The following is a 21,852-nucleotide window of genomic DNA, read 5'->3' on the forward strand; positions in this document are numbered from 1 at the left end:
CCGACGACCATGACGTCTTCGACCCCTTCCCCCTCCTCCGGCTCCTCTGGCCCCACCGACTCCTCCTCCGGCGCCGCCCGCCCGGCCCGGCCCGCCGCTTCCTCCGGTTCCTCCCGGCGAAACCGTGCCGAGGCACTGCCCGAGGAGATGCGGGAGGCGCTGCGGCGGCGCCTCGCCGGCCGGGCCGCCGGCGGCACCGCGCCGGCCGCCCGGCCGGGCATCCCGCGCGCCGACCGCGACCGGCCGCTGCCGCTGTCGTTCGCGCAGCAGCGCCTGTGGTTCCTGGACCGGCTGCGGCCCGGCGACGCCCGCTACAACAGCGCGGTCGCGGTCCGCTTCACCGGCGCGCTGGACCACGAGGCGCTGCGCGCGGCCCTCGCCGCCGTCGTCGCCCGGCACGACGCCCTGCGCACCACCTTCGAGGAGACCGACGGCCGTCCGGCGCAGCGCGTCCACCCGGCGGCCCCGGTCACGCTGCCGGTCCGGGACACGAGCGACCTGGACGCGGACCTGCTGGCCGAGTACTCCCGCCCCTTCGACCTGCGGCACGGCCCGCTGCTGCGCGCCCTGCTGCTGCGCGAGTCACCGGCCGCGCACGTGCTGCTGCTGACGGCCCATCACATCGTCACCGACGGCTGGTCGATGGGCGTGGTCCTGGACGAACTGTGCGCCGCCTACGACGCCCTGGCGCGCGGCACCGCCCCCCGGCTGCCCCCGGTGCCGACGCAGTACCCGGACTTCGCGGTGTGGCAGCGCGCCCAGCTCTCCGGCCCCCGCCTCGACCGCGAACTCGCCCACTGGAAGGCCAGGCTGGCCGGGACGGTGGCACCCGAACTGCCCCTGGACCGGCCCCGGCGCGGCGAGGAGGCGGGCGAGGGCGCCGTCCACGCCTTCACCGTCCCGGCCCCCCTGACCGCCCGCCTGCGCGACCTCGCGGCCGAGCGGCACAGCACCCTGCACACCGCCCTGGTCGCCGCCGTCCAGGCGCTGCTGGCCCGCTGGTCCGGGCAGGACGACATCGCCGTCGGCTCCCTCACCCCCGGCCGGCCCCGCACCGACCTCGAACGGACCGTCGGGTTCTTCGTGAACACCGTCGTGCTGCGCACCCCGGTGGACGCCTCCGCGTCCTTCCGCGATCTGCTCGCGAAGGCCGCCGACACGGTGGGCGACGCCTTCGCCCACGGCGACACGCCGTTCGAGCGGATCGTGGAGACGGTGGGCGCGCCCCGCGAGGCGGGCCGCAACCCGCTGTTCGACGTGATGGTGCTGCTGCACCCCGCCCCGCCCGCCGCCACCGCCCCGCGCGGGCTCGCCGCCACCCCGGTCGCCGTGCCCCGGCGGGCGGCCACCTTCGACCTGAGCATCGAGTTCGTGCCGGACGGCGCGGGCCTGACCGGGCTGCTGGAGTACCGCACCGACCTGTTCGACGCCGGCACCGCCGAGCGGCTGGCCGGACAACTGCTGCGCCTGCTCCAGGGCGCGGCCGAGGCGCCGGACCGCCCGCTGGACAGCCTGCCGCTGCTCTCGCGGGACGAGACACGGCACATCCTGCGCGACTGGAGCGCCGGCCCGCTCCAGCCCCTGCCCGACGCCACCCACCCGGAGATCTTCCAGCGCCGCGCGGCCCGTACCCCCGGCGCCCTCGCGCTCGTCGCGGGCGGCGAACGGCTGGACTACGCCACCCTCAACGCCCGCGCCAACCGGCTCGCCCACCACCTCATCGCGCTCGGCGCCGGCCCCGAGCGGCTGGTCGCGCTGCGGCTGCCGCGCACCGCCGACATGATCACCGCGATCCTCGCCGTGTGGAAGGCGGGCGCCGGCTATCTGCCGCTGGACCCGGCGCTGCCCGAGGAGCGCGTCCGGTACCTGCTGGACGACGCCCGCCCGGCCCTGGTCCTGGACGAGGCCGCCCTCGGCGCCGTACCCGCGACCGCCCCCGACACCGACCCCACCGACGCCGACCGGCGCGCCCCGCTGGACGCGGAGCACACCGCGTACGTCATCCACACCTCCGGCTCCACCGGCCGCCCCAAGGGCGTCGCCGTGCCGCACCGCGCGGCGGCCCACCTGCTCGCCGCGCACCGGTCCGGCTTCGTCGCCGAGGCGGGCGGCGGCCCGCTGCGGGTCGCGCTCACCGCGTCCTTCTCCTTCGACACCTCCCTCGAAGGCGTGCTGCTGCTGGCCGACGGCCACCCGCTGCACCTGGTCGACGAGGTCACCCGGATGGACCCGGCCGCGCTGGTGGAGTACGTGGTCGAGCACCGGATCGACTTCCTCGACGTCACCCCCTCCTACCTGCGCCAGCTGCTGCCCGCCGGACTGCTCACCGACCCCCGGCACCGCCCCCGCGTCCTCATGCTCGGCGGCGAGCCCGTCGGGCCCGCGCTGTGGCGGGAGCTGGCCGCCCACCCGGACGTGACGGCGCACAACTTCTACGGCCCCACCGAGTGCACGGTCGACGCGCTGTCCTGCCGGATCGACGACCGCGACCGCCCGCTGGTGGGCCGCCCCCTGCCCGGCCTGCGGGCCTATGTGCTGGACGCCCGGCTCCGGCCGGTGCCGCCCGGCGTGGGCGGCGAGCTGTACCTCGCGGGCCCGCAGCTCGCCCGGGGCTACACCGGCCGGCCGGGCCTGACCGCGGCCCGCTTCCTCCCCGACCCGTTCGGGGCGCCGGGGGAGCGGATGTACCGCACCGGCGACCTGGCCCGCTGGACCGCCGACGGCCGCCTCGACTACCTGGGGCGCGCCGACGACCAGGTCAAGGTGCGCGGCCACCGCATCGAACCCGGCGAGATCGAGGCCGCCCTGCTCGCGCTGGACGGCATCGCCGGCGCCGCGGTCGTCGCCGTGCGCGACCCGCACGGCCACACCCGTCTGGCCGCCTACGTCGTCCCGGCGCCCGGCGCGCCCCGCCCCGCCCCCGCCGACCTGCGGGCGGCCCTGCTGCGGGTGCTGCCCGAGGCGCTGGTGCCGTCCTCCTTCACCCCGCTGGACTCGCTGCCCCTGACCACCAGCGGCAAACTCGACCGCCGTGCCCTCCCCGCCCCCGAGAACCCGGTGCGGGAGAGGGAGTTCACCGCGCCCCGCACCCCGGAGGAGGAGACGCTCGCCGGCATCTGGGCCGAGGTGCTCGGGGTGGACCGGGTGGGCGTCACCGACAACTTCTTCGAGCTGGGCGGCGACTCCATCCTCGGCATCCAGGCCGTCTCCCGGGCCCGCGCCGCCGGCCTCGGCATCGGTTCCCAGGACGTCTTCCGGCACCAGACGGTCGCCGGCCTGGCCGCCGCCGCGACCCGCCGCACCGCCGCCGTGCCCGCGCCCCGGCGCCCGCACGAGGACGGGCCCGCCCCGCTCACCCCCGTCCAGGAGTGGTTCTTCGCCACCCACGGGCCGCTGCGCCACTTCGCCATGTCGATGCTGCTCGACCTGCCCCACGACCTCGACGCGGAGGCACTGGAACGGGCGCTGGACGCCGTGGTGGCCCGCCACCCCGCCCTGCGCACCCGCTTCACCCGCACCGGGGACACCTGGCGGCAGCACCCCGGCACCGGCCCGGCCGGCGGACTGCTGACCCGCTGCGCCCCCGGCACCCCGCCCGCCGAGGCGGCCCGCGCCGCCCGCGCCGCCCTGGACCCGGCCACCGGCACCCTGCTGCGCGCCGCCCTGCTCACCGGCCCGGACCGCCCGCGACTCTTCCTGGCGGCACACCACCTGGCCGTCGACAGCGTCTCCTGGCGGATCCTGCTCGCCGACCTGGAGACGGCCTACCGGCAGGCCGCGCTGGGCAGGGAACCGCGACTGGAGCCCGAACACACCCCGTTCACCGCCTGGGCGCGCGACCTCGCCGAACGGGTCCGGGCCGGCGGCCTGGACGACGACCTGCCCCACTGGACGCGGGAGACCGCCGAACCGCGCACCCCGCTCCCCGTCGACCTGCCCGGCACCCCGCTCGCCGGATCCGTGCGCACGGTCCGCACCCGGGTGGACCGGGCCACCACCGAGGCCCTGCTGCGCAGGGTGCCGGGCGTCTACCGCACCCAGGTCAACGACGTGCTGCTGAGCGCGCTGGGCCGGGTGCTGGCCGACTGGACGGGCGCCGACCGGGTGACCGTCGCCCTGGAGGGCCACGGCCGCGAGGAGGACCTGGCCGAGGGCGCCGACCTGTCCCGCACGGTCGGCTGGTTCACCACCCAGTACCCCGTCACCCTCGCCCCGGCCGGCCCGGACGACTGGGGGACCACCCTCAAGGCCGTCAAGGAACGCCTGCGGGCGGTGCCCCGCCGGGGCCTCGGCTACCAGGCCCTCGGCCACCTCGGCTCGCCCCTGCCCGACGCGCGGGCGCTCGGCGGACTCCCGCTGCCCCAGGTGTGCTTCACCTACCACGGCCAGTGGGAGGCGTCCGCCGGAGGGGACTTCACGCCCGTCGCCGACGTGCCCGGCACCGACATGGACCCCGGCGCGCCCCTGGACCACCTCCTGGACGTGTCCGCCCTCGTCGCCGACGGCGAACTGGAGATCACCTGGCACTACAGCGACCAGGTGCACCACGCCGGCACCGTACGGCGGCTGGCCGACGGCATGGTGACCGCGCTCGCCGCCATCGCCGAACACTGCGCCGCACCCGGCGCGGGCGGCCGTACCCCCTCCGACTTCCCGCTGGCCCGCCTGGACCAGGCGGGAGTGGACCGCCTGGCCGGCGACGGCCGGGACGTGGAGGACCTGCTGCCGCTCACCCCGCTCCAGGAGGGCATGCTCTTCCACCGGCTGGTCGGCGGCCCGGACGACGTGTACGTGGACCAGGCCGCCCTCCTGCTGGAGGGCGTCACGGACCCCGACGCCCTCGCCCTGGCCTGGCAGCGGGTGACCGACCGCACCCCGGCCCTGCGCACCCGCGTGGTGTGGGAGGGCGTACCGGTGCCGCTCCAGGTCGTCCACCGGCACGTCACCGTGCCCGTGGAGCAGGCGGACTGGCGGGAGCTGGACGCGGGGGAGCGGGCCGCCCGGCTGGAGCGGCTGCGCGCCGACGACCTCGCGCGCGGCCTGGACCTCGGCACGGCACCGCTGATGCGGCTCACCCTCGTCCGGCTGCCCGACGCCCGGCTGCACCTGCTGTGGACCTCCCACCACCTGATCCTGGACGGCTGGAGCCTCGCCCAGGTGCTCACCGACGTCTTCGAGGAGTACGCCGCGCTCACCACCGGCACCCCGCCCCGGCCCCCGGCGCGCCGCCCCTTCGGCGACTACGTGCACTGGCTGGCCGGCCGGGACTCCTCGGCCGCGCGCGAGCACTGGCGGGCCGTCCTCACCGGGTTCGCCACGCCCACCCCGCTGCCCGCCGACCGCGTCCGCCGCCCGGGCCACGAGACCCGCTCGGCCGGCGTGCACACGGCCGGGCTGTCCCCTGAGGTCTCCGCGCGGCTCGCCCGCACCGCCCGGAGCGCCGGGCTCACCCTCGGCACCGTGGTGCAGGGCGCCTGGGCGCTGCTGCTGTCCCGCTACGCCGGCGAGCCGGACGTGCTGTTCGGCACCACCGTCTCCGGCCGCCCCGACGACCTGCCCGGCGCCGAGTCGATGGTGGGCATGTTCATCAACACCCTGCCCACCCGCGTCCGCGTGGACGGCGACCGCACGGCCGCCGACTGGCTGCGGCGGCTCCAGGAGGAGCAGGCCGAGGCCCGGCGGTTCGCCGACGTGTCCCTCGCCGAGCTGACCGCGCTCAGCGACGTACCCGCGGGCAGCCCGCTGTTCGACAGCATGGTCGCCTTCGAGAACTACCCCTTCGACGAGGCACGTTCGGCCACCACCGGCATCCGGCTGGCCGACGTCTCCTCCCGCGACGCCACCAACTACCCGCTGGTGCTGCGCGCCTACCAGGGCGAGCGGTTCGGCTTCGACCTCGCCTACGACCCCGAGCTGTTCGACGCCCCGACCGTACGCTCCCTCGCCGACCGGCTGTGCCTGCTGCTCACCGAGCTGGCCGACGACCCGGACCGGCCGCCGCACGCCCTCGCCTGGACGACCGCCGAGGAGCGGCGCCGGATGCTGACGGACTGGAACGGCACCGAGGAGGGCCGGCCCGCCGCCACCCTGGACGCCCTGTTCGCCGCCCAGGCCGCCCGCACCCCGGGCGCCGAGGCCGTCACCTGCGGCGGCGAACGGCTCGACTACGCCACCCTGGACGCGCGCTCCGGACGGCTCGCGCACCGGCTCGCCGAACTCGGCGCCGGACCCGAGACGTTCGTCGCCCTCGCGCTGCCCCGCTCCACCGACCTCGTCGTGGCCGTCCTCGCCGTCCTCAAGACCGGCGCCGCCTATCTGCCCGCCGACCCCGCCCTGCCCGCCGACCGCCTCCGGCACCTGCTGGACGACGCCCGGCCGGTGGCGCTGGTGACCACCCGGCAGGCCACGGCCGCGACCGGCGTGCCCCGGCTGCTGCTGGACGACCCGGACGTGCGCGCCGACCTGGCCCGCCGCCCGGCCGCCGGCCCGCCCCGCCGGGCGCTGCCCGAGAGCCCCGCCTACGCCATCTACACCTCCGGCTCCACTGGCCGGCCCAAGGGCGTCGTCGTCCCGCACGCCAACGTCGTCCGCCTGTTCGCCCGCACCCGGCCCTGGTTCGGCTTCGGCCCCGACGACGTGTGGACGCTGTTCCACTCCTACGCCTTCGACTTCTCGGTGTGGGAGCTGTGGGGCCCGCTGCTGCACGGCGGCCGGCTGGTGATCGTCCCCGAGGACACCGCCCGTTCGCCGGAGGACTTCCTGCGCCTGCTCGCCGACGAACGGGTCACCGTCCTCAACCAGACCCCCTCCGCCTTCTACCCGCTGATCCGCGCCGACGCCGAACGGCCCGAGGTGGGCGCCCGGCTGGCGCTGCGCACGGTGGTGTTCGGCGGCGAGGCGCTGGACGTCGCCCGGCTCGCCGACTGGTACGCCCGCCACGCGGACACCGCGCCCCGCCTGGTGAACATGTACGGCATCACCGAGACCACCGTGCACGTCACCTACGCCCCGCTGGACGCCGCCGCGGCCCGCGCCGGCACCGCGAGCCCCATCGGCACCGGCATCCCCGACCTCCGGCTCTACGTCCTGGACGACCGCCTCCAGCCGCTGCCGCCCGGCGCCGTCGGCGAGCTGTTCGTCGCCGGCGAGGGCCTGGCACGCGGCTACCTGAACCGCCCCGGACTCACCGCGGCCCGCTTCCCCGCCGACCCGTTCGGACGCCCCGGCAGCCGCATGTACCGCACCGGCGACCGGGCCCGCTGGCGGGCCGACGGCACCCTGGAGTACCTGGGCCGCGCCGACCAGCAGGTGAAGATCCGCGGCTACCGCATCGAGCCCGGCGAGATCGAGGCCGCCCTGCACCGCCACCCGGAGGTCGGCGCGGCCGCCGTCGGCGTGTACGAGGACGCCGCCGGCACCCGCCGGCTGGTCGCCCACGTCGTCGGCACCGGCACCGGCGACCGCCCCGTGCCACCCCCGCCGGCCGCCGAACTCCGCGCCCACCTGGAGGCGTTGCTGCCCGCGCACATGGTGCCGGCCGCCTATGTGCCGATGACCGCGCTGCCGCTCACCGTCAACGGCAAGCTCGACCGGCGCGCCCTGCCCGCGCCCGGCCCCGACGGCTTCGCCGCCGACGCCACCCGCACCCCGCCGCGCACCCGGGCCGAGCGGCTGGTCGCCGCCGCCTGGACGGACGTCCTGGACACCGGCGAGGTCGGCGCCGACGACGACTTCTTCGCCCTCGGCGGCGACTCCATCCTCGCCGTCCGCGTCACCTCCCGGCTGCGCGCCGCCTTCGGCACCGACGTCTCGCCCCGGCTGCTGTTCACCCACTCCACGCTGTCCGCGCTCGCCGCCGCGCTGGGCGAACCCCGGACCACCGACGCCGCCGACGCCGCCGACACCATCCCGGCCGCCGACCCGGACGCCCCGGCCCCCCTGTCGTACGCCCAGCAGCGCCTGTGGTTCCTCGACCGGTTCGAGCCGGGCGGCACCGACCACACCACCCTGTCCGCGCTGCGGCTGCGCGGCCCGCTCGACACCACCGCGCTGCGCACCGCGCTGGACGGCCTGGTCGCCCGGCACGAGGCGCTGCGCACCACCTTCGCCGAACACGACGGCCGCGCACGGCAGTTCGTCCACCCGCCCCGGCCGGTCGACCTCCCGGTGGACGACCTCGCGGACGACGGCGCCCTGGACGCCCTGCTGGAACGCGAAGCGGCCACCCCCTTCGACCTGTCCGGCGGGCCGCTGCTGCGCGCCCGCCTGGCCCGGCTCGCCGACGACGAGCACGTCCTCGTCCTCGCCGTCCACCACATCGTCACCGACGGCTGGTCCGGCGGTGTGCTGGCCCGGGACCTGGGCGAGCTGTACACCGCGGCCCTGGAGAGGCGCCGCCCCGCCCTGCCCGCCCTGCCCGTCCGCTACGCCGACTACGCCGCCTGGCAGCGCACCCGCGCCGAACACGCCGAGTCCGACCTCGCCTACTGGCGCGAGGCCCTGGAGGGCGTGACCCCGCTGGAGCCGCCCACCGACCGGCCCCGCCCCGCCGTGCGCACCCGGACCGGCGCCCTGCTGACCTTCACCCTGCCCGCCGCGCTCACCGAGCGGCTGCGCGAACGCGGCCGGGAAGCCGACGCCACCCTCTACATGACCCTGGTGGCCGCCTGCCAGGTCCTCCTCGCCCGCTGGGCGGGCCAGGAGGACGTCACCGTCGGCACCGTCACCGCCGGCCGCGAGCGGCCCGAACTGCACGACGTGGTCGGCATGTTCGTCAACACCCTGGTGCTGCGCGCCCGGGTCCGTCCCGAACTGCCCTTCCGGGAACTGCTGGGCGAGGTGCGCACCACCGTCCTGGAGGCGTTCGCCCACCAGGAGGTGCCCTTCGAACGCGTCGTGGACGCCGTCCAGCCCGAACGGGACACCAGCCGCACCCCCCTGTTCCAGGTCATGGTCGCCCTGCACAACCTCGGCGCCGAACCGCCCCGGCTGCCCGGCCTGACGGTGCGGCCGGTCACCCCGCCCGTCCGCACCGCCGCCTTCGACCTCGCCTTCGACTTCGTGGAGACCGACGGCGGCCTCACCGGCCACCTGGAGTACAACACCGGCCTGTTCGACACCGACACCGCCGAACGCCTCGCCGCCCGGCTGCGCGTCCTGCTGGAGGCCGCCGCCGAGGACCCCGGGCAGGCGGTGGGCCGGCTGCCGCTGATGACCGGCGACGAACGGCGCCAGGTGCTCCGCCACGGCCGGGGCGCCCCGCTGCCCGCGCCGGACACCACCTTCCCCGCCCTCTTCCAGGCCCAGGCCGCCCGCACCCCCCACCACACCGCCCTGGCCGCCCGCGACACCACCCTGGACTTCGCCGCGCTCAACGCCCGCGCCAACCGGCTCGCCCACCACCTCATCGCCCGCGGCGCCGGCCCCGAGGACGTGGTCGCCGTACGGCTGCCGCGCACCACCGACCTGATGGTCGCCCTGCTCGCCGTCCTCAAGGCGGGCGCCACCCTGCTCTGCGTCGACCCCGGGCTCCCCGGGCCGAGGCAGGACCTCCTCCTCGCCGACGCCCGCCCGCACACCCTGCTGACCGGCCTCGGCGAGGTGCCCTGGGACCGGCTGCCCGACCACGACCCGACCGACGCGGACCGCATCCGGCCCCTGCTGCCCGGGCACACCGCCTACCTCGTCTACACCTCCGGCTCCACCGGCCGCCCCAAGGGCGTCGCCGTCGAACACCGGCAGCTGGTCAACCTCTGCCACGACCACCGCGAGGGCCTGCTCGCCCCGCACACCGCGGACGGACACCGGCTGCGCGCCGCGCTCAGTGCCTCCTTCTCCTTCGACACCTCCTGGGAGGGGCCGCTGCTGCTCGCCCTCGGCCACGAGGTGCACCTCATGGACGAGGACGTCCGCCTGGACCCCCAGGCGTTCTGCGACCAGGTCGCCGCACACCGCCTGGACCTGGTCAACGTCACCCCGACGTTCCTGCGCGAACTGACCGCCGCCGGACTGCTCGCCCCCGGCCGCCACCACCCGCGCCTGCTGCTCGTCGGCGGCGAGGCCGTCACCCCGGCCGACTGGCGCGAACTCGTGCGCGCCGACCGTGAGCTGGGCGTCGCCGTGTACAACATGTACGGGCCCACCGAGTGCACCGTCGACGCCGTCTACGGCCGCGCCGCCGACCGGCCCGACCGCCCCGCCATCGGACGCCCCGGCGGGGGCCTGCGCGCCTACGTCCTCGACGGCGCCCTCAGGCCGGTGCCGCCCGGCGTGCCCGGCGAGCTGTACCTGGCCGGGGCACAGGTCGCCCGCGGCTACCTGAACCGGCCCGGCCTCACCGCCGCCCGCTTCCTCGCCGACCCGTTCGGCGCGCCGGGGGAGCGGATGTACCGCACCGGGGACCGGGCCCGCTGGGACCGGGACGGGCTGCTGGAGTTCCTGGGCCGGGTGGACGAACAGGTCAAGATACGCGGGTTCCGCATCGAGCCCGGCGAGGTGGAGGCCGCCCTGCTGGACCACCCCGACGTCGCCGACGCCGCGGTGGCCGCCCGCGAACACGCCGGCCGGCTCATGCTCGTCGGCTACGTCGTGCCCGCCGCCGGCCGCGTCCCGTCCGCCGACGCCCTGCGGCTCGCGCTGCGCGGCGCCCTGCCCGACCACATGGTGCCCGCCGCGTTCGTCCCGCTCGCCCGCATTCCCCGCACCACCAGCGGCAAGACCGACCGGCGCGCCCTGCCCGCCCCGCCCGCGCAGCCCGACAGCACCACCCCCTACGTCGCCCCCCGGCCCGGCACCGAGGAACGCCTGGCCGCCATCTGGGCCGAGGTGCTCGGCGTGGAACGCGTCGGCGCCCGCGACAACTTCTTCACCCTCGGCGGCGACTCCATCCTGAGCATCCAGATCGTCTCCCGCGCCCGGCAGGCCGGACTCGCCCTCACCACCAAGGACGTCTTCCGGCACCAGACCGTCGCCGAACTCGCCCTGCGCGCCAAGGAGTCGGCGCCCCGGCAGGCCGCGACCGAGGAGCCCGGCGAGGCACCGCTCACCCCGATCCAGCACTGGTACCTGGACGGCCGCGACCCCGCACGGCCGCTGCGGTTCACCATGACCCAGCGCCTGCAGCTCGCCGCCGGCACCCGCTCCCCGGACCTGGAGCAGGCCACCGGGGCGGTCGTCCGCCGGCACGCCGCCCTGCGCACCCGGTTCCGCCACACCTCCGACGGCTGGCGCCAGGAGGCGCTGCCCGACGCCCCGGACGGCGTGTTCACCCGGCACGACGTGGCCGCGCTGGACGACCCGGCACTGGAGGGGGAGGCCCAGCGGCTGACGGAGGAGGCACAGGCCGGCCTCGATCCCACCGCCGGGCGGGTCGTTCGCGTCCTGTTCCTCGACCGGGGCCCCGAGCGGCCCGGCCAGCTCGTCGTCACCGCGCACCACCTGGTGATCGACGGGGTGTCCTGGCGCATCCTGCTCGCGGACCTGGAGGCCGCCCACCGGGCGGCGGCGGCCGGCCGGCCCGCCGACCTGCCCGCCGCCGGCACCCCCTACGGCCACTGGGCCGCCCGCCTGGAGCGGCACACCCGCTCCGGCGCCCTGGACGCCGACCTGCCGTACTGGACCCGCACCGGCACGGCCCCCGCCGAGCTGCCCGCCACCCGCCCCGGCCCGAACACCCACGGCACCGCCGCCACCCTCACCGTCACCCTGGACCGGGCCACCACCGACGCCCTGCTGCGCCGGGTCCCGGAGACCTACCGCACCCAGGTCAACGACGTCCTGCTCAGCGCCCTCGGCCGCACCCTGGCCCGCTGGTGCGGACGCGACACCGTCCTGCTGGGCGTGGAGGGCCACGGCCGCGAGGAACTGTTCGAGGACGTGGACCTGTCGCGGACCGTCGGCTGGTTCACCGCCGAGTACCCGCTCGCGCTGCGCGTCGCCCCGGACGCCGGCTGGCACGACACCCTCCGCTCGGTCAAGGAGCAACTGCGCGCGGTCCCGCTGCGCGGCCTGAGCCACGGCGCCCTGCGCCACCTGGTGCCCGGCAGCCCCCTCGCCGGCGCCCCGGCACCGAGGATCGGCTTCAACTACCACGGCCAGTGGGACGCCGACGGCACCGACGGCCTGTTCCGCGGCGCGCTGCCCCCGGCCGGCCGCGACACCGATCCCGACGAGCCGCGCCCCTACCTGCTGGACATCACCGGCGTGGTCCAGCACGGCCGCCTCGAACTCGGCTGGACCTACCCGCCGGCCGTCCACGACGAGGCCACCGTCCGCCGGCTCGCCGAGGACACCCTCGCCGCCCTGCGCGAGATCGTGACGCACTGCGCGGACCCCGGGGCCGGCGGCCGTACCCCTTCCGACTTCCCCCTCGCCGGACTCGGCCAGGAACAGCTGGACCGGCTCGTCGGGACCGGCCGGCACATCGAGGACGTGCTGCCGCTCACCCCGCTCCAGTCCGGCATGCTCTTCCACGGCCTCGTCGACACCGAGCACGCCTACTTCGACCGCACGGCCGTACGGCTGTCCGGGGTGGCCGACCCGCACGCCTTCGCCACCGCCTGGCAGCAGGTCGCCGACCGCACCCCGGCGCTGCGCACCAGCGTCCACTGGCACGGCCTGCCCCACCCCGTCCAGCTCGTCCACCGCCGTGCCGAACTGCCCGTCACCCACCTCGACTGGCGCACCCTCACGCCCGCCGAGCGCGCCGAGCGCACCGAGCGGCTGCTCGCCGAGGACCGCGCCGCCGGCCTGGACCTCACCACCGCGCCGCTCACCCGGCTCACCCTGGCCGCCCTGCCCGGCGACGAGGTGCTGCTGCTGTGGTCCACCCACCACATCGTGCTCGACGGCTGGAGCACCGGGCAGCTGCTCACCGAGGTCTGCGCACGCTACGCGGCCCTCACCGGCGGTCCCCAGGAGGCACCCCCGGTGCGGCGGCCCTTCGCGGACTTCCTGCACTGGCTCGGCGCGCAGGACGAGACGGCCGCCGAACGGCACTGGGCCGACGCGCTCGCCGGGTTCACCGCCCGCACCCCGCTGCCGTACGACCGCACGCCCGCCGAGGCCCACCGCGCCCGCTCCGCCGCGGCCGTCCGCCACGAGCTGGACGCCGGGGTGTCCCGGCGGCTGCGGGAGGGCGCCGCCCGCGCCGGACTCACCGTCAACACCGTGGTGCAGGGCGCCTGGGCGCTGCTGCTGGCCCGCTCGGGCGGCCGGGACGACGTCGTGTTCGGCACCACCGTCTCCGGCCGCCCGGCCGAACTGCCCGGCGTCGAAGGCATGATCGGCATGTTCGTCAACACCGTGCCGACCCGGGTGCGGATCCCCGCCGGGCCGGTGCTGCCCTGGCTGCGCGACCTCCAGGAACGGCAGAGCGACGCCCGCCGCTTCGACTTCCTCGCGCTGCCCCGCATCCAGGCCGTCGCCGAGGTCCCGCCCGGCGAGCCGCTGTTCGACAGCATGGTGGTGTTCGAGAACTACCCCGTGGACGAGTCGGCGACCGCCCGCACCGGCGTCCGGGTGGCGGAGGTGCGCGCCGACGACGCCACCACCTTCGCCTGGTGCCTGCGCGCCCACCTCGACGAACGGCTCGGTTTCGACCTGGCCTACGACCCCGCCCTGTTCGACCCCGGCACCGCCGAGCGCGCCGCCGGCCGGCTGGCCGCGCTGCTCACCGCCCTCGCCGACGGTTTCGACACCGACCTGGCCGACCTGGACCTGCTCACCCCGGCCGACCGCGAGCTGCTGGCCGCCTGGAACACCACCGCCCGCCCGGCCGTCCCGCGCAGCCCCGTCGACCTGTTCGCCGAGCAGGCCCGCCGCACCCCGGACGCGGTCGCCGTCCAGGACGGCGACCGGGAGCTGACGTACCGCGAACTGCACGCGTGGGCCGAGGCGCTGGCCGGGCGGCTGGTGGCCGGCGGGCTGGCGCCCGAGGACCGGGTGGCCCTGCCGCTGGACCGCTGCGCCGAACTGGTCGTCGCCCAGCTCGCCGTGCTCCTCGCCGGCGGCGCCTACGTCCCCGTCGACCCCCGCGCCCCCGGGGAACGCCGCCGCACCCTGCTCACCCAGGCGGGCGCGACCACCCGCCTCACGGCGGCCGACGTGACCGCGGCCCGCCCCGGCGCCACGGCGGACCGGACGCCGCCCGCCGGCACCGCCCGCCCGGCACACCCCGCCGAAGCGGAGGCGGCCGGAGGCACCCTCGCGGGGGCGGCACCGGACACCGGCCCCGGCCGGCCCGCGCCCGGCACCGGGGCGCGGCCGCTGCCGGTCCCCGACCCCGACCGGCTGGCCTACGTCATGTTCACCTCCGGCTCCACCGGACTGCCCAAGGCCGTCGCGGTGCGGCACCGGGACGTGGCGGCGCTGGCCACCGACAGCCGGTTCGCCGACGGGGTGTGCGAGCGGGTGCTGCTGCACTCGCCGGTGGCGTTTGACGCGGCCACCTTCGAGGTGTGGGCGCCGCTCCTCAACGGCGGCCGCCTGGTCGTCGCACCCGGCGACACCGTGGACGCGGCCCTGCTGCGCCGGCTCGCCGCCGACGGCTCGCTGACCGCGCTGTGGCTGACCGCCGGACTGTTCCGGCTGCTCGCCCAGGACGCCCCCGACTGCTTCCGGGGCCTCGGGCAGGTGTGGACCGGCGGCGACGTCGTGCCCGCCGCGGCGGTGCGCCGGGTGCTGGCCGCCTGCCCCGGGCTGACCGTCGTGGACGGCTACGGCCCCACCGAGACCACCACCTTCGCGACCTCCTTCGCCCTCACCGACCCGGCGGCCGTGCCCGGCACCGTCCCCATCGGCCGGCCGCTGGACGACATGCGGGCGCACATCCTGGACGCCCGGCTGCGCCCCGTGCCACCGGGCAGCCCGGGCGAGCTGTACCTGGCCGGCGAGGGCGTCGCCCGCGGCTATCTCGGCCGCCCCGGCGAGAGCGCCGCCCGCTTCCTCGCCGACCCGCTCGGCCCGCCCGGCGCCCGCATGTACCGCACCGGCGACCTGGCCCGGCGGCGCCCGGACGGCACCGTGGAGTTCCTCGGCCGGGCCGACGACCAGGTCAAGATCCGCGGCTTCCGGGTGGAGCCCGGCGAGGTCGAGGCCGCGCTCGCCGCCCACCCGGGCGTGACCGACGTCGCCGTCCTGGCCCGCGAGGACCGGCCGGGCGCCAAACGGCTCGTGGCCTACGTCGTCGGCGAGGCCGGCCGGGACGCCGAGGGCCTGCGGGCCTTCGCCGCCCGCACCCTGCCCGACTACCTCGTCCCCGCCGTCGTCGTCCCGCTCGCCGCCCTCCCGCTCAGCCGCAACGGCAAGGTCGACCGGGCCGCCCTGCCCGTGCCACAGGCCCTGCCGGGCCGCGCCCGGACCGAGCCCCGCACCGAGGCCGAGCGGCGCACGGCGGCCGTCTTCGCGGAGGTGCTGGGCAGCGAACCGCCCGGCGTCGACGACGACTTCTTCCAGCTCGGCGGCGACTCGATCCTCAGCATCCGGCTCGCCTCCCGGCTCGCCGAGGCCTTCGACACCGACGTCACCCCGCGCGCGGTGTTCACCCACCCCACCCCGGCCGCCCTGGCCCGGCTGCTCGGCACCCGGAGCGGCACCGGCCGCCCGGCGCTCGTCCCGGTCGCCCGCGACGCCGTGGCACCGATGTCCCTCGCCCAGCAACGCCTCTGGTTCCTCCAGGAGTTCGAGCCCGACGGCGCCGAGTACACCACCGCGCTCGCCCTCCGGCTGCGCGGCCCCCTGGACACCGGCGCGCTCCGCGCGGCCCTCTCCGCCGTGGTGGCCCGGCACGAGTCCCTGCGCACCACCTTCGACAGCGTCGACGGGCACGGCGTGCAGATCGTGCACCCGCCCCAGGAGGTGCCGCTGCCCGTCCGCGACCTGTCCGCAGTCGCCGAGCGGTCGAGGGAGGCGGCGCTGCGCAAGCTGCTCGCGCAGGACCGCTCCCGCCCCTTCGACCTGCGCGAGGGCCCGCTGCTGCGGGCCGGCCTGGTGCGGCTCGCCGAGCGGGACCACGTCCTCTCCCTCGCCCTGCACCACATCGTCACCGACGGCTGGTCCACCGCCGTCCTGCTCGGCGACCTCGCCCACTACTACCGCACCGGAGCCGGCGTCCCCGAACCCGAACTGCCGCCGCTGCCGGTGCACTACGCCGACTACGCGCACTGGCAGCGCACCGCCGGGGCCACCGCCGCCGACGAGCACCTCGCCTACTGGAAGGAGCGACTGGCCGGCACCGCGCCGCTGGAGCTGCCCACCGACCGGCCCCGGCCGCCGGTGCGCACCAGCGCCGGCGCGAGCACCCGGCTGACGCTGCCCGCCCCGGCCGTGCGGCGGCTCACCCGGCTCGCCCGCGACCACGGCACCACCCTGTTCACCGCGCTCGTCGCCGCCGCCCAGGCCTACCTGGCGCGGCTCTCGGGCACCGAGGACATCGCCGTGGGCACCGTCACCTCCGGCCGCGACCGGCCCGAGACCCAGGGCCTGGTCGGGTTCTTCGTCAACACGCTGGTGCTGCGCTCCCGGGCCGAGGCAGCCCGCCCGTTCACCGCGTTCCTCACCGACGTACGACAGACCGTCCTCGACGCCTTCGCCCACCAGGACGTGCCCTTCGAACGGGTCGTGGACGCCGTCCAGCCCGAGCGGGACACCAGCCGCAGCCCCCTCTTCCAGGTCATGGTCGTCCTGCAGAACACCCCGGCCGCCGGCCTCGACCTGCCCGGCCTGGACGTCACCGACGTCGAACCGGATTCGGAGCAGGCCGCGTTCGACCTCACCCTGGAGTTCGCCGAGACCGGCACCGGCGCCCTGCACGGCCTGCTCACCTACAACACCGACCTGTTCGACGCGGCCACCGCCGACCGGATGGCCGCACAGCTCGGCACCCTGCTGCGCGCCGTGGCCGAGGACCCGGGCCGCCCGCTCGGCGCCCTGCCGCTCGCCTCCGACGACGAGCTGAGGACCCTGTCGGCCCAGGACCGGGGCACCTTCGGCCCGGTGCCCGAATCCACCCTGCCCGCCCTGTTCGAACGGCAGGCGGCCCGTACCCCGGACGCCGTGGCGCTGATCGACGGCGACCGGGAACTGACCTACGCGGAAGTCGACCGGACGGCCAACCGGCTGGCCCACCGGCTCATCCGCGACGGGGTCGGACCGGAGCACGTGGTCGCCCTGGCGCTGCCCCGCTCGGCGTCCTTCGTCGTGGCCCAGCTCGCCGTCGCCAAGGCCGGCGGCGCCTTCCTGCCCGTGGACCCCGACTACCCGCCGCAGCGCAGGGAGTTCATGCTCCGCGACGCCGGTGCCCGCCTCGTCCTCGGCGACCCGGCAGCGGTGTGGGACGCCGACGGACCGGACACCGCGCCCACGGACGCCGACCGCACCGCCGCGCTCACCCCCGCCCACCCCGCCTACGTCATCTACACCTCCGGCTCCACCGGCACCCCCAAGGGCGTCGTGGTCACCCACCGGGGCATCGCGGCCTTCGCCGCGGCCGCCGCCGAGCAGTACGCGGCCGGCCCCGGCGACCGGGTCCTGCAGTTCGCCTCCCCGAGCTTCGACGCCTCCGTGCTGGAGTTGTGCGTCTCCCTGCTCGGCGGGGCCGCGCTGGTCACCGGCGAGGAAGGGCCGCTGGTCGGGGAACGCCTCGCCGAGGTGCTCGCCGAACGGGAGATCAGCCACACCCTGATCCCGCCGGCCGCGCTGGCCACCGTACCGCCGGCGACCGCCGCCGCCCTGCCCCGGCTGCGCACCCTCATCGTGGGCGCCGAGGCATGCCCGGCCGACCTGGTCGACACCTGGGCCCCCGGCCGCCGGATGATCAACTCCTACGGCCCCACCGAGGCCACCGTGGTCGCCACCTGGACCGGCCCGCTGACCCCCGGCACCGGCACGCCGTCCATCGGCCGTCCCGCCGGCGTCACCCGCGTCCAGGTGCTCGACTCCGCCCTGCGCCCCGTGCCGCCCGGCGTCACCGGCGAGCTGTACGTCTCCGGGCCCGGCCTCGCCCGCGGCTATCTGGGCCGGGCGGGACTGACCGCCCGGCGGTTCCTGCCCGACCCGTCCGGGGCGCCGGGGGAGCGGATGTACCGCACCGGGGACCTGGTCCGCCGCACCGCCGACGGCCGGCTGCGGTTCGCCGGACGCGCCGACGACCAGGTCAAGCTGCGCGGCTACCGCATCGAACCCGGCGAGATCGAGAGCGCGCTGCGCCGCAGCCCCCTGGTGCGGGACGCGGCCGTCGTCGTCCGCGCGGAACCGGCCGGCGCACCGGCCCGGCTCGTCGCCTACGTCGTCCCCGCGGAGCCGTCCGGCACCGCCGCCCTGCCCGTCGGGGAGCTGCGGCTGCACCTGGCCGGACTGCTGCCCCCGCACATGGTGCCGTCCGTCTTCGTGCCGCTCGGCCGGCTGCCGCTCACCCCGAACGGCAAGACCGACCGCCGGGCCCTGCCCGCACCCGGCCCGGCCCAGGCGGCGGACGGACCGCGGACCGCCCCGCGCACCGACACCGAACGCCGGATCGCCCGGATCTGGGCCGACGTCCTGGGCATCGAGGAGGTCGGCGCCGACGACAACTTCTTCGCGCTCGGCGGCGACTCCATCCTGAGCATGCAGGTCGTCTCCCGGCTGCGCCGCGACGGCCTGCACGTGGCCACCCGGGACCTGTTCACCCACCAGACCGTCGCCGATCTCGCCACCGTCGTCCGCGCCGCGCCCCGGCCGTCCGCCACCGGCCCGGTCACCGGCGACGTGCCGCTCACCCCGATCCAGCACTGGTTCCTCACCACACCGCGCGCCGCCCACCACCACTTCAACCAGTCGGCGCTGTTCGAACTCGCCGGCACCCCCGACCCGCGGGCCCTGCGCGCCGCCCTCGGCGCGCTGCTGGAGCACCACGACGCCCTGCGCATGACGTTCACCCACGAGGCCGACGGCTGGCGGCAGTTCAACCCGCCGCCCGCCACCGGCGGGTCCGTCCTGACGCGGCACGACCTGACGGGACTGTCCGCCGAGGACGCCGACGCGGCCATGGCCAAGGCCGCCGACGAACTCCACGCGAGCTTCGACCTGGCCCGCGGCCCGCAACTGCGCGCGGCCCTGTTCACCGGGGAGCCGGACCGGCCCGCGTTCCTCCTCCTCGTCGCCCACCACCTGGTCGTGGACGCCGTCTCCTGGCGCATCCTGCGCGACGACCTGGAGACCGCCTACCGCCAGGCGCTCGACGGCGGTCCGGTCGCGCTGGGGGAGCGCGGCACCAGCTTCCGGGAATGGTCCCGGCGGCTCGCGGCGCACGTCGCCGAGGGCGGTCTCGACCACGAACTGCCCTACTGGGAGCAGGCGGTGGACACCGAGGAGCCCCCGGCCCCGGACGCCGGTGCCGGACCGGCCGGCACGGTGGACGTGGAACTCGACGAGGAGGACACCGCCGCCCTGCTGCGCTCGGCACCCACCGCCTACCGCACCCGGGTGAACGACGTGCTGCTCGCCGCCCTCGCCCTGGCCCTGGCCCGCTGGAGGGGACACGACCGGGTCCGCCTGGACCTGGAGGGCCACGGCCGCGAGGACCTCCTCGACGACGTCGACCTGACCCGCACCGTCGGCTGGTTCACCACCGTCCACCCCGTCGCCCTCCAGGTGCCCGACCCCGGCGACCTCGGCCCGGACCGGGACTGGCGGTCGCTGGTGAAGTCGGTGCGCCGCCAGCTGCGCGCCGTACCCGGCAACGGCATCGGCTTCGGCGCGCTGCGCACCTTCGGCCCGCCGGAGGTCCGCGAACGCCTCGGCGGCAGCGCGCACAGCCAGGTGGTGTTCAACTACCTCGGCCAGTGGGACGCCCGCCCCGACACCGCGGACGGCGGCCTGGTCCGTGCCGAGCACGGCTCCTTCGGGCAGGACCACGACCCGCGCGATGCCGGCTCGCACCCGGTGGAGGTGGTCGGCGCCGTCCAGAACGGCCGGCTCGCCTTCACCTGGCACCACCGGCCCGGCGTCCACGACACCGCGACCGTGCGCCGGGTGGCCGAGGAGTTCGCCACCGCCCTGCGCCACCTCGCCCGGCACGCCAGGGGAGGCCGGTGACGACCCTGTGCCCCCGCGCGGCCCCGCCCCGGCGGCCCGCCCGGCCCGGCTCCCGCTCCCCGCCGGCCACCGCGCACCACCACCCGCGTACCACCCATCCGAACCGCACGACGAAGGAAGACGACATGGACGAGAACACCCGCTACCAGGTGCTGCGCAACGACGAGGAGCAGTACTCCCTGTGGCCCGTCGACATCGAGGTGCCCGCCGGCTGGCAGCCCGTCGGCAAGGAGGGCACCGAGGCCGAGTGCTCCGCCTACGTCGACGAGGTCTGGACCGACATGCGCCCCAAGAGCCTGCGCGAGCGCATGGAGAACACCGGCGCCTGACCGGCGAGGCGCCACGGACACGTGCCGGGCCGGCCACGCGCCGGCCCGGCGCCCCCTTTCCCCCCACGAGCCGCCGCCCGGTGCCCCACCGCCCTCGGCCCCACCGCACCGCAGCACTCCCGAGGAGGCCGCCATGACCCCCGTCCTGCGCACCGAACGCCTGGACTTCCTCCCCTACCGGCCCGAGCACGAGGACGTCTTCGTCGCCCTGCTGCGCGACGAGGAGGTGTGCCGCTGGATGGGCCAGGACCTCGTGCCCGAACCGCAGATCCGCGAGCTGTTCCGCGCCATCCTCACCGACGTCTACCCGCAGCGCCGGTTCGACGTGTGGGGCCTGTGGCACGAGGGCCACTACGTCGGCCACGCCGAGGTCAAGCCGACCGGCAACGTCGACGGCCACGAACTCGTCACCGCCCTCGTCCCCCGCTACTGGGGGCGCGGCCTGGGCGGCGAGGTGGTCCGCGGCCTGCTCCGGCACGCCGCCGACAACCTCGGCCTCACCGAGGCGTACGGCATGGTGGGCGCCGGGAACACCGCCAGCCTGGCCATGTGCCGCCGCCTCGGCTTCCGCCACGTCCGGGACGTCGTCGGCGACGACGGCTCGGTCACCAGGCTGCTGGTCATCCCGACCGGGGAGAAGGGCGGGACGGAGGGCGCGGGCGAGCCGGGATAGGCGGAACGAGGGCCTTTTCCTTTGTCCTGATTTCTCGTTTCGTCACCCCCGGCCCGGGCTCATAGAGTGGCGACGACCTGTTCCCGGAAACCGGGAGCACTACGCCAGGAAAATCGTTCGGCGAAGCCCAGGGAAAGGGGAATCCCGCAGTGGGGCTCATCGAGACCAGCGGCACGTTCACGGGGACCAGTGCGAACCTTCCGGGTCTCACGGGAGTGAACACCGGAAAGATCAGGTGGGGGCAGCCCGCCTCCGGCGGCAATGTGAGCGGCTACGACTTCGAAGGCCATCCCATGGAGGCGATCCTCAACGGCCGCGAATTTCCGATAGGCCAGTTCACGCACTACAACTACCCGGTCTTCCTCGCGGACCAGTCGCAGCTCTGGGTGTACCTCACCATCAGGGTGCACTTCGAGAACGGGAACTTCGACCGCGACATCAAGGTGCGCTTCCGCCACAACGAGACACCCAACCAGGGGCCGAATCCGAACGACATCGTCCAATTGCAGGAATTCCACGTGCCCGAGAAGGTGTACGTCGACGATGTCGAGTACGACGTGGAGATCACCGGCTTCAGAAGGCTGAAGGACACCGAGACGACGACCGGCTTCAACGTTCCCGAGGGGGAGACGGACAGCGCCTGGATCTTCGCCCGGTTCCAGCGGAAGGCCGCGCCCGAGTCCTGACCCGACGAAAACGCCGGCGGGGGGGGGGGGGAGGGGGGGGGGGGGGGGGGGGGGGGTGGAGGGGGGGGGGGGGGGGGGGGGAGGGAAGGCGGGG

Annotated in this window: 4 protein-coding genes; all 4 read left to right on the forward strand. The window is 76.5% G+C overall.

Annotated features, from left to right (window positions below):
* The first annotated feature begins 9 nt into the window (after positions 1–9).
* The 4 genes from ACZ63H_RS16555 (at position 10) to ACZ63H_RS16570 (ending at position 21,758) form a co-directional block, all read left to right on the forward strand.
* A complete protein-coding gene (locus ACZ63H_RS16555) occupies positions 10–20,070 on the forward strand; it encodes a non-ribosomal peptide synthase/polyketide synthase (RefSeq protein WP_469865532.1) in 20,061 nt (6,686 codons plus the stop codon).
* A gap of 125 nt (positions 20,071–20,195) precedes the next feature.
* Positions 20,196–20,399 (forward strand): MbtH family protein, encoded by a 204-nt coding sequence (locus tag ACZ63H_RS16560; protein WP_318199944.1) that lies wholly within the window; start codon positions 20,196–20,198, stop codon positions 20,397–20,399.
* A 133-nt stretch (positions 20,400–20,532) separates the two neighbouring features.
* The gene (locus tag ACZ63H_RS16565) at positions 20,533–21,072 is read left to right on the forward strand and encodes a GNAT family N-acetyltransferase (RefSeq protein WP_469865535.1); all 540 of its coding nucleotides are present in this window, start codon (positions 20,533–20,535) and stop codon (positions 21,070–21,072) included.
* A gap of 149 nt (positions 21,073–21,221) precedes the next feature.
* The gene (locus ACZ63H_RS16570; RefSeq protein ID WP_469865537.1) at positions 21,222–21,758 is read left to right on the forward strand and encodes a choice-of-anchor K domain-containing protein; all 537 of its coding nucleotides are present in this window, start codon (positions 21,222–21,224) and stop codon (positions 21,756–21,758) included.
* Positions 21,759–21,852 lie beyond the last annotated feature (94 nt).

Source organism: Streptomyces sp. NPDC104831 (assembly GCF_055583025.1).

What these genes read in the sequence shown, in the direction of transcription:
- ACZ63H_RS16555 (WP_469865532.1), top strand. Translation starts at nt 10, where the DNA reads ATGACGTCTTCGACCCCTTCCCCCTCCTCCGGCTCCTCTGGCCCCACC.
- ACZ63H_RS16560 (WP_318199944.1), top strand. Translation starts at nt 20,196, where the DNA reads ATGGACGAGAACACCCGCTACCAGGTGCTGCGCAACGACGAGGAGCAG.
- ACZ63H_RS16565 (WP_469865535.1), top strand. Translation starts at nt 20,533, where the DNA reads ATGACCCCCGTCCTGCGCACCGAACGCCTGGACTTCCTCCCCTACCGG.